Raw genomic sequence first — 9,530 nt, forward strand, 5'->3', positions numbered from 1 at the left:
CGGCAATTTTTAAAAATGTCTATTACAACGGCAATTATGCTGTTATTTACTTGAAAAAGACGACTAACAGTGCTATAATAATTGTACACGGATTTTAAACAATCTACTGAATAACCAAGTGTAGATAGGGTGACACCTTGCTTGGATTGTATACATAATTCCCGTTACGCTTTTCGTGAGATATTGCGGAAAGATAAGTAATTCTCTTTTGAGTAATCGAAAGAGATCATGAAGTGTAAGAAGAATGAGGGTGTATGCAGTATAGAGGTTGTGCGTAATTAGACCATTATCAGACGGTGGCGGTGACAATAGACGCTTCCAGTGGAAGAATAATCTGGGTAGGCCTTGCGTAGCAGTAAGAACCGAACCAGAAATGCTAATTTAAACCGTTTTGCACTTGAGGTCGAGGGATCGGTCAATAACACCAAAGATAAGTACAAGTAGCCCAAAATGTGCAGATAAAACATTTAGATATGTTTATGCTTAAAATATATTTCTGAATGTCGGGTGAAAGTTGGACGTAACCAGTCGTGCCTAGTCATTTAATCGCTACGGAAGTTATAGGGTCGCTCCTTATGGCTCAGACCGTGGTAGGCTATCGGTCAATAAATTGCGTACAATCGAAGTAGAGCGAAGGCTCATTTAGTTGATTGTTTAAAGTTCGTGTCCTTGCGCTTTGCAAGGTTTTTTTATTTTGACCGAGTGACAAATTTACTTTCCTTGATTGAAATGTTGGTGGTCTTATTGATCATCAGTGTGCTCTTATTGCTCTTTGTGCCGAATTTGACCAAGCAAAAAGACTCCGTGAAAGAGACAGGAAATGCAGCGGTTGTGAAGGTGGTCGAAAGTCAGGCTGAATTGTACGAGCTCAATCATACCAATGACCAAGCCACTCTAGCAAAACTGGTTGCTGATGGAAATATTACCAACAAACAAGCAGAATCCTACCGTGCCTATTATGCAAAAAATAGTGGAGAAACTCGTGCGGTTGCAGATTAAGGCCTTCACCTTGGTGGAGACCCTTCTGACCTTGATGATCGTCAGTTTTATCTATCTGGGCTTATCGGGATCGATCAAGACGAGCTTTCAGCAGGTGGAAGAAAAAGTATTTTTTGCAGAGTTTGAACACCTCTATCAAGAAAGCCAAAAGATAGCATTGGCAAGGCAAACAGAATTGGATGTTGAAGTGACTGCAAGGAAGATTCAAACGCCTTATCAGACGGTGGAGATTCCTGATTCTGTCATTTTGCAAGATCCTAAAACCATTCGTTTAGACCGTGCAGGTGGCAATTCATCCCTGGCCAATGTTCACTTTCAGACACAGAGAGGAGTGGTGACCTATCAACTGTCGCTTGGAAATGGGAAAATTAAAAAAAGCATCCGTTCCCGCTAGTATTCTCATAGAATCTTTGGTAGCCTTGGGTTTATTTGCCATGATTACGACCTTATTGTTAGGGGAGATCCGGCGTTCGCGCAAGGAGCGACTAGCGGATTTCAAAGAGGTAGAGGTATTATCTGTCGCTCAAATGGCGCTTCAGACAGGGCAAAATCATCTAGAGGCCAATGGTATTCAGGTTCAAGTCGAAAAAGATGCCGATCAACTCACGGTCTATCATCAAGGAAAGGTGGTACTGCATGTGGAATAACGGAAAGGTCAAGGCCTTTACCCTGCTCGAAGCCTTGGTCGCTCTCTTAGTGCTTAGTGGGGGAGTGTTGGTCTTTCAAGGCTTGACCAAGCTCCTGCATGCTGAATTGGACTACCAGGCGCATCAAAAGCAGGAAGAATGGATACTTTTTCAGCAACAATTGCAGGTGGAATTGGATCGGAGTCATTTTGAAAAAGTAGCGGACAATCATATCTACTTGGTTCAGGATCAAAAACCAATTGCTATTGGTCAATCTAAAGGAGATGATATCCGAAAAACAGATGATAAGGGCAGGGGCTATCAGCCTATGATTTCAGGGGTTCGCTCTAGCCAAATTTGGCAGGAGGGAGAGTTGATTCATCTGCGGTTGAATTTCGAAGAAGGTCTAGAAAGGGAGTATGTCTACCATGTGGTACCAGCGATGCAAAATGAAAAAAGTTAAAGCTGGTGTCTTGCTTTACGCTCTCTTGATGGCAGCGATTTTTAGTCTCTTACTTCAGTTTTACCTGCACCGACAGGTTGCGGAAAGACGAATCTTAAAGACGAGTCAAGAGCGTCTTCGGGCCTATGCGTTGGTGCAATTGGCTCTTGAAAAGAGAAAGAGTGATGAGAAGACATCAGAGATTCATTTAAAGTCTGGAGTTGTTCAGCTACAGCAGGACACTGGTTTTCTTCATGCTCAGGCTAAGATGAATGGCGAAAGCTATGAGTTTGTCCTTCCTGTAAGGGAAGAAAAGGAAAGCAAGAAGAGTCAAAAAGAAAAGAAGAAGACACAGAAAGATAAAGAGAAGGCAGAGACCGAAACGCCTTCTGAAGAGACGCCAAACGAGACTAAGGAACCATCAGAAAATAGCGAAAAAGACTAATTTTTGGTATGATAGGGTGCGGAGGAAATCATGAATTTCGAAAAAATTGAACAAGCTTATACCTATCTATTAGAAAACACTCAAAGTATTCAAAATGAATTGTCGACCAACTTTTATGACGCCTTGATTGAACAAAATGCCATGTATTTGGAGGGCAAGACGGATCTAGACATTGTTAATAACAATAGCAAAAAATTAAAAGAACTAGGTTTAAGTAAGGAAGAATGGCGCAGAGCCTACCAATTCCTTTTTATGAAAGCTGCTCAGACAGAACCTTTACAAGCGAATCACCAGTTCACACCAGATGCGATTGGTTTTATCATTACATTTTTGATCGATCAGTTGGCCAAAAGCGACCAACTGGATGTCCTAGAAGTGGGAAGTGGAACCGGAAATCTCGCTGAGACTATTGTCAACAATAGTCGCCTCACGATTGATTACTTAGGATTGGAAGTAGATGATCTTTTGATTGACCTATCTGCTAGTATCGCAGATGTGATGGAGTCTAGTGTTGTCTTTGCACAAGGCGACGCGGTGCGTCCGCAAGTGTTGAAAGAAAGTGACTTGATCGTTAGTGATCTTCCTATTGGATACTATCCAGATGATGCAATTGCCCAGCGCTATCAGGTAGCGAGCTCCGAAGGCCATACCTATGCCCATCACCTCATGATGGAACAGGCTCTGAAATACCTGAAACCTCAAGGAGTAGCCATCTTTTTAGCTCCAAACAACCTCTTGACGAGCCCTCAGAGTGATCTTTTAAAAGCTTGGCTAACAGACAAGGCTCAAATCCTTGCCATGCTGACCTTGCCAGAATCTCTCTTTTCAAATCCAGCCTATGCTAAGACGATTTTCGTCCTACGAAAACAAGAAGAAGAGTCTGTTCAGCCCTTTGTCTATCCGTTTACCGATCTCCAGGATCACGACCAGGTGGTTCACTTTATGGAAAGTTTCCAAAACTGGTTAAAGGATAGTGAAATTTGATCAAAGATCTGATATAATAGAGGAAGTGAAAACGCTTAATGAGGTGAATATATGTCGAAAACAATTTCTATTAATGCAGGAAGCTCTAGTTTGAAATGGCAATTGTACCAAATGCCAGAGGAAACTGTTCTTGCAAAAGGGTTGATTGAACGGATCGGTTTGAAAGATTCTATTTCAACTGTTAAATTTGATGGACGCTCTGAAAAACAAGTATTAGATATCCAGGACCATACACAAGCTGTAAAAATTTTGTTGGATGATTTGATTCGCTTTGATATTATCAAATCCTACGATGAGATTACAGGTGTGGGCCACCGCGTCGTTGCTGGTGGAGAATACTTCAAGGATTCTGCCTTGGTAGATGACGAAGTCCTTCGAAAAGTAGAAGAATTGTCTTTGTTAGCACCTCTTCATAATCCTGCAAATGCAGCTGGAATTCGTGCCTTTAGAGAGATTTGTCCAAATATTACCAGTGTTGTGGTATTTGATACTTCTTTCCATACAACCATGCCGGAAAAAGCTTATCGTTACCCTCTTCCAACTAAATATTACACAGAAAATAAGGTCCGTAAGTACGGCGCTCATGGAACCAGTCATCAGTATGTAGCTGGTGAAGCTGCTAAACTTCTTGGAAAACCATTAGAAGAATTGAAATTGATCACCTGCCACGTTGGAAATGGTGTATCTGTTACAGCGGTTGACAAGGGAATCTCTGTGGATACCTCAATGGGCTTCACACCTCTAGGTGGTGTCATGATGGGAACCCGTACAGGGGATCTCGATCCAGCGATTATTCCATACTTGATGGAACATACAGAGGATTTCAATAAGCCTGAAGATATTAGCCGCATCCTCAATCGTGAATCCGGTCTTCTGGGTGTTTCTGGATCTTCTAGTGACATGCGGGATATTCATACAGCGATGCATAATGGAGACGAAAAAGCTAAATTGGCTTACGATATCTTTATCGATCGTTTGCAAAAATACATCGGTCAATACTTAGCAGTCTTGAATGGTGCAGATGCCATCATCTTTACAGCAGGAATTGGTGAAAATGCAGTAAATGTTCGCTCTTCTATTATCAATGGAATCAGCTGGTTTGGCTGCAAGGTCGACCCTGAAAAGAACGTCTTTGGAGTTGTCGGAGATATTTCCACAGATGATTCCCGTGTGAAGGTATTGGTGATTCCAACTGATGAAGAGTTGGTGATTGCGCGTGACGTTGAACGTTTCAAAAATCAGTAAACTGAAATAAAGTGAGAAGGCTGGAGGCGAAAGCCCCAGTCTTCTTATTTTATACAAGAAAGAGGTTGTCCATTGAAAAATATACAGTCTTTTATTCGAGAGCACCCATTATGTAAGAATGCCCTCTGGCTCCTGCTTTTTGTGCCCTTATTCTTTCTCTCGCAATTCCCCCTCATCACCATGGTTTATTCCCTTCAAGAAGGAGTAGATGCAAGGTGGGTCACTATCCTCACTCTCTTGGTAACAGTGGCGGTGCTCTTTGTTTTTTATAAGGTCATCAAGATGAGCCCTCTGGAGAACTTAGATGTTCGGGTCATTACCTGGCCGGCTCTGGGGAGAAATTTTCTTTTTCTTCTCTTGTTGATGGCTAATAACTTGCTCGCCTATCCCTTGTTGAAACAAGAGGCAGGTGGTACGACAGCAAACCAAGCGGCTCTGAATGAGCTGCAATCTCATGCTCCTTTTCTTGCTATGGGAATGGTCGTGATCCTTGTCGCTCCGATTCTAGAAGAGCTGCTTTGTCGGGCCATCATCCCTCGTTTGATCTTTCGAGGAGCAGAACCGATCGGTTACTTAGCCGGTGCTCTCTTTTTTACTTATTTGCATGGACCGAGCGCCTTGGGGGAATGGGTAGCCTACGGAGGTATGTCTTTGATCTTAACTTGGGTGGCTTATCGCTACCAGCGGATCGAGTACAGTATTTGCCTCCATATGACCTTGAATGCGCTAGCTTATTATTATCCTGCTGTATTCCTCCTTTGTTTATTGCCGGTATCGAGAGTTTTCTTCCATGATAAATTATGATAAAATGGTAGGTACCAATGAGTTTTGATGCAGAACCATCCTACAGAAGGTCAGATAAAATCAGAAATCCGTATGGAGAGTAGACTCAGGGGTTTAGAACACTTGTTCTAGCCTCTTTTGTTCGCAAGCATGCTGTAGGAAGGGAATCGAAGGAGGACGAAAATGATTGATAATAAATGGCTGAGTGGCCAAGGGACCCTTCTTTGTGGGATCTTAAATGTCACTCCGGATTCATTTTCTGATGGCGGTAAGTATACGAGTGTGGATGCAGCCGTGCAGCAGGCGAGAAAACTGATCCAAGAAGGAGCTCAGATCCTCGATATCGGGGGAGAATCAACCAGACCAGGTAGTCATTATGTAGAGATCCAAGAAGAGATTGACCGCGTGGTTCCAGTAATTAAAGCCATTCGGAAAGAAAGTGATGTCTTGATTTCAGTGGATACCTGGAAGTCCCAGGTGGCGGCGGCGGCGCTCGAAGCTGGGGCTGATATTGTCAACGATATTACTGGTTTTCTTGGAGATCCTAAGATGGCTGCTGTCGTCGCGGAGCATGAAGCGGGCGCAGTTCTCATGTTTAATCCAGTGATGGCAAGACCGCATCATCCAAGTTCAACTATTTTTCCAACTTTTGGTTTTGAGCCAGTCTTTTCAGAGCAAGAACTTCAACAGATGGCTCAAGAACCGATTCAAGACTTGATGTGGACCTTCTTTGATCGCTCGCTTGCGGTAGCGAAAGCAGCCGGTGTCCAGATGGATCGTATCATGCTGGATCCTGGGATTGGTTTTGGTTTGACCAAGCGTGAGAACTTACTCTTATTACAAGAGCTAGAGACGATTCACCAAAAGGGCTATCCGATCTTTCTAGGGGTCTCCCGCAAACGTTTTGTGGTCAATATTATTGAGGAAGCTGGATTTGAGACAGATCCTGCAACGGAGACTGGTTTTTGGAATCGGGACCTGGCTTCGAGCCATTTGACCAGTATTGCAGCCAGTCAAGGAGTCGAAGTAGTGCGGGTGCATGATATTCCCCTTCACAAGATGGCAGCAAGTCTGGGGCAAGCCATTTTCCAAGCCCAAGAGGCAGCAGATACCAATTTAAAACAATACAAGTAAATGAAGACAAAAGAACATCAGTTGGATCTTCGTTGGCTAGAAGCCTATCGTTCCCAAGATCCACATTTCGGCTTAGAGCGCATGGAAGCTCTCTTGGCTTTGAGAGGAAATCCTCACCTAGACTGTCGGGTCATTCATGTTGCGGGGACCAATGGCAAAGGCTCTACCATTGCTACCTTGTCCCAACTCTTGAGGCAGGCAGGTTTACGCGTTGGAGTCTTTACTTCTCCTTATCTGATCCATTACAATGACCAAATCACCATTAATGGCGAAGCCATTTCAGATCAAGACCTGCAAACCTACCTGGATCGTTACCAGCAGCTCCTGCAAGCTGAACAATCAAGGGCTATCTTTCAAGGTTTGACGGAATTTGAAGTGATGACGGCCATCGCCTATGATTATTTTGATCACGAGGAGCTGGATTATGTGATCATGGAAGTCGGTATGGGGGGACGACTAGACAGTACCAATGTCTGTCAGCCTGTTCTGACTGCGATCACTTCGATTGGCTTGGATCATGTCGCCCTTCTTGGGCCAGATCTGGCTTCCATCGCCCGTGAAAAGGCTGGTATCATTAAGCCAGGAATTCCTCTGGTCCTAGGGAAATTAGAAGCAGAAGCCAGCCAAGTCATTGAAGGCATTGCGATTCAGAAGCAGGTACCGATAACAGCCTATGACAGAGATTACCAAGTTGAGCTAGCGGCCTCTTGTCTATCGGGCCAATCCTTTTCTTATCACAGTTCCAAAAGAGAAACAGCCTCCTATCAAGTAGCGCTCTTGGGTCATCACCAGGCCAGAAATGCAGCTCTTGCGATCAGTATTTGTGATGTACTTTTTGAAAGAGAAGGGCGTGAACTCTTGTCAAGAGAGTTAGTGGATGATGCCTTGCATCAGGTCATCTGGCCTGGCCGAATGGAAGTGGTCTCACAAAATCCCATGATCTTGCTAGATGGGGCCCATAACCCCCACGCCGTTGCGCCTTTGATCGCAAGTCTTCGGGAACTTTTTCCAAGTCAAAAAAAGACCATTCTTTTTACCTGCATCCGGACCAAAGCCTTAGAAGAGATGCTCATTCAGTGGCAGGAACTAGAAAATAGTCGCTTGATCCTCACGACCTTTGAAGATCCAAGAGCCTATTCTCAAGAAGAGATAAGAGCTGCTGCGAAAAACCATCAGCTTGAGGAAGTCAACTGGCAAGAGTTTCTACAAAACTGGCAAGCTGAAGGCGATGAGCTCCTCATTGTAACAGGGTCGCTCTACTTCCTTAGCCAGGTACGACCTTATTTATTAAAAACAGAAAAATCCAACTAGGAGATGATATGGATACAAAGAAAATTGAAGAAGCAGTGAAAATGATCATCGAGGCAGTCGGTGAAGATGAGAACCGTGAGGGACTTCAGGAAACGCCGACCCGCATTGCCAAGATGTACCAAGAAATATTTGCAGGACTAGGGCAGACAGCAGAAGAGCACCTGTCTAAATCATTTGAAATCATTGATAACAATATGGTGGTCGAGAAGGATATCTTCTTCCATTCCATGTGTGAGCATCACTTTTTACCATTTTATGGAAAAGTGCACATTGCCTACATTCCAAATGGCCGTGTGGCTGGGCTTTCCAAACTGGCTCGTACGGTCGAAGTTTACGCTAAAAAACCACAGATTCAGGAACGTTTGACGGTAGAAATCGCAGATGCCTTGATGGAATATCTTGGAGCACAAGGAGCACTTGTCTGGGTAGAAGCAGAGCATATGTGTATGAACATGCGTGGTGTCCGTAAACCTGGGACCGCTACAGTGACAACTGCTGCGCGTGGACTGCTTGCGACAGATAAAGACTTAAAAAATGAAGCCTATAAACTCATGGGCCACTAATGGCTGGCTATAAGAGGTGAACAGAGTGGATCAATTACGGATCAAGGACTTAGAGGTATACGCCTATCACGGTGTTTTCCCAGCAGAAAAAGAATTAGGACAACGCTTTGTCCTAGACCTATGGGTAGATTATGAGATGACTCGTGCTGCCCGCACAGGTGATTTGGAAGCTTCAATCCATTATGGGATCTTGGCGGAACAGTTGACCGAGTGGATGCAGGCAGAAAAGATCGATCTGATTGAAACGGTGGCCTTTCAATTGGTTCAAAAGATTTTCGAAAGCTATGCCTTCGTAGAAAAAGTTCGTCTGGAGTTGAAAAAACCTTGGGCTCCTGTTCCCTTGCCACTCGAGACTTGTTCGGTGACAATCGAACGGGAGAAAAAACGGGCCTTTATTGGGCTTGGCACCAATATGGGAGATAAACAACTGCAACTAGAGACGGCGCTAGAAAAACTCAAGGATCGAGGCATTCGCCTTCTTCAGACATCCACAAGGATTGAAACAGAACCCTGGGGAGGAGTGGAGCAGGACACCTTTTTGAATCAGGTGGCAGAGGTTGAAACCTGGATGACCCCAGAGGATTTACTAGAGACCTTACTTGCTATTGAGCAGGAAATGGGGCGTGTCCGTGAGATCAAGTGGGGGCCACGTGTGATCGATCTAGATCTGCTCTATATGGATGACACCATTTGTTACAGTCCGAGCTTGATCTTGCCGCATCCTTATGTGGCAGAACGTGCCTTTGTCCTAGAATCTTTGAATGAAATTGCTCCTCATTTTGTGGACCCTGTTCAAAGAAAGCCCATTCGCCAATTATGGGAGGCTGTCAAATAGTTTCTCTTCTTTGCATTATAAAAAAACAATCCCTCGAGCAGGGATTGTTGAGAGCGTAGATAAACGAATCTTTAATAGAATCTAATCAATTCTTTAAAAATTATACTCGTTATAGTTATTCAGTCATCTAATGAAACTTTCCGCCGTGAGAAAAGTGCCTGAA

General features: G+C 44.0%; 12 protein-coding genes. All 12 read left to right on the forward strand.

The window, feature by feature from the left end:
- The first annotated feature begins 729 nt into the window (after positions 1–729).
- Positions 730–999 carry a competence type IV pilus major pilin ComGC gene (gene comGC, locus HMPREF2686_RS00965; RefSeq protein WP_070448978.1) on the forward strand — a complete coding sequence of 90 codons (270 nt, stop codon included), beginning with the start codon at positions 730–732 and terminating at the stop codon, positions 997–999.
- Complete coding sequence (gene comGD / locus HMPREF2686_RS00970) at positions 989–1,393, forward strand: competence type IV pilus minor pilin ComGD (protein WP_003004513.1); 405 nt, start codon at positions 989–991, stop codon at positions 1,391–1,393. The genes comGC and comGD overlap by 11 nt, the downstream gene beginning before the upstream one ends.
- Complete coding sequence (gene comGE / locus HMPREF2686_RS00975) at positions 1,359–1,646, forward strand: competence type IV pilus minor pilin ComGE (RefSeq protein ID WP_003004353.1); 288 nt, start codon at positions 1,359–1,361, stop codon at positions 1,644–1,646. Before comGD ends, comGE begins: the two co-directional genes overlap by 35 nt.
- Entirely contained in the window at positions 1,636–2,088 is a 453-nt protein-coding gene (gene comGF / locus HMPREF2686_RS00980) for a competence type IV pilus minor pilin ComGF (RefSeq protein WP_049483594.1), read from the forward strand. Before comGE ends, comGF begins: the two co-directional genes overlap by 11 nt.
- Positions 2,075–2,512, forward strand: a complete 438-nt coding sequence (comGG, locus tag HMPREF2686_RS00985) for a competence type IV pilus minor pilin ComGG (protein WP_239681873.1) — start codon at positions 2,075–2,077, stop codon at positions 2,510–2,512. Before comGF ends, comGG begins: the two co-directional genes overlap by 14 nt.
- Before the next feature lie 30 nt (positions 2,513–2,542).
- Positions 2,543–3,496 (forward strand): class I SAM-dependent methyltransferase, encoded by a 954-nt coding sequence (locus tag HMPREF2686_RS00990; protein ID WP_049505971.1) that lies wholly within the window; start codon positions 2,543–2,545, stop codon positions 3,494–3,496.
- 51 nt (positions 3,497–3,547) lie between these two features.
- Positions 3,548–4,741, forward strand: a complete 1,194-nt coding sequence (locus tag HMPREF2686_RS00995) for an acetate kinase (protein WP_023919646.1) — start codon at positions 3,548–3,550, stop codon at positions 4,739–4,741.
- A 72-nt stretch (positions 4,742–4,813) separates the two neighbouring features.
- Entirely contained in the window at positions 4,814–5,545 is a 732-nt protein-coding gene (locus tag HMPREF2686_RS01000; protein ID WP_070448902.1) for a CPBP family intramembrane glutamic endopeptidase, read from the forward strand.
- Between the two features lie 162 nt (positions 5,546–5,707).
- The gene (folP, locus tag HMPREF2686_RS01005; protein WP_070448903.1) at positions 5,708–6,658 is read left to right on the forward strand and encodes a dihydropteroate synthase; all 951 of its coding nucleotides are present in this window, start codon (positions 5,708–5,710) and stop codon (positions 6,656–6,658) included.
- Positions 6,659–7,969, forward strand: coding sequence for a bifunctional folylpolyglutamate synthase/dihydrofolate synthase (locus tag HMPREF2686_RS01010; RefSeq protein WP_070448904.1), 1,311 nt, complete (start codon positions 6,659–6,661; stop codon positions 7,967–7,969).
- Positions 7,970–7,977: 8 nt separating this feature from the next.
- On the forward strand, positions 7,978–8,532 hold the full coding sequence (gene folE / locus HMPREF2686_RS01015; protein WP_003019101.1) for a GTP cyclohydrolase I FolE: 555 nt from the start codon (positions 7,978–7,980) through the stop codon (positions 8,530–8,532).
- 25 nt (positions 8,533–8,557) lie between these two features.
- Positions 8,558–9,367, forward strand: a complete 810-nt coding sequence (folK, locus tag HMPREF2686_RS01020; protein WP_049475011.1) for a 2-amino-4-hydroxy-6-hydroxymethyldihydropteridine diphosphokinase — start codon at positions 8,558–8,560, stop codon at positions 9,365–9,367.
- Positions 9,368–9,530 lie beyond the last annotated feature (163 nt).

Origin of the sequence: Streptococcus sp. HMSC057G03 (assembly GCF_001808745.1) — a bacterium.
In the GTDB taxonomy this organism is placed as follows: Bacteria; Bacillota; Bacilli; order Lactobacillales; family Streptococcaceae; genus Streptococcus; species Streptococcus parasanguinis_Z.

What these genes read in the sequence shown, in the direction of transcription:
- HMPREF2686_RS01010 (WP_070448904.1), top strand. Translation starts at nt 6,659, where the DNA reads ATGAAGACAAAAGAACATCAGTTGGATCTTCGTTGGCTAGAAGCCTAT.
- comGC (WP_070448978.1), top strand. Translation starts at nt 730, where the DNA reads ATGTTGGTGGTCTTATTGATCATCAGTGTGCTCTTATTGCTCTTTGTG.
- comGE (WP_003004353.1), top strand. Translation starts at nt 1,359, where the DNA reads ATGGGAAAATTAAAAAAAGCATCCGTTCCCGCTAGTATTCTCATAGAA.
- HMPREF2686_RS00995 (WP_023919646.1), top strand. Translation starts at nt 3,548, where the DNA reads ATGTCGAAAACAATTTCTATTAATGCAGGAAGCTCTAGTTTGAAATGG.
- comGF (WP_049483594.1), top strand. Translation starts at nt 1,636, where the DNA reads ATGTGGAATAACGGAAAGGTCAAGGCCTTTACCCTGCTCGAAGCCTTG.
- comGG (WP_239681873.1), top strand. Translation starts at nt 2,075, where the DNA reads ATGAAAAAAGTTAAAGCTGGTGTCTTGCTTTACGCTCTCTTGATGGCA.
- folP (WP_070448903.1), top strand. Translation starts at nt 5,708, where the DNA reads ATGATTGATAATAAATGGCTGAGTGGCCAAGGGACCCTTCTTTGTGGG.
- folE (WP_003019101.1), top strand. Translation starts at nt 7,978, where the DNA reads ATGGATACAAAGAAAATTGAAGAAGCAGTGAAAATGATCATCGAGGCA.
- HMPREF2686_RS00990 (WP_049505971.1), top strand. Translation starts at nt 2,543, where the DNA reads ATGAATTTCGAAAAAATTGAACAAGCTTATACCTATCTATTAGAAAAC.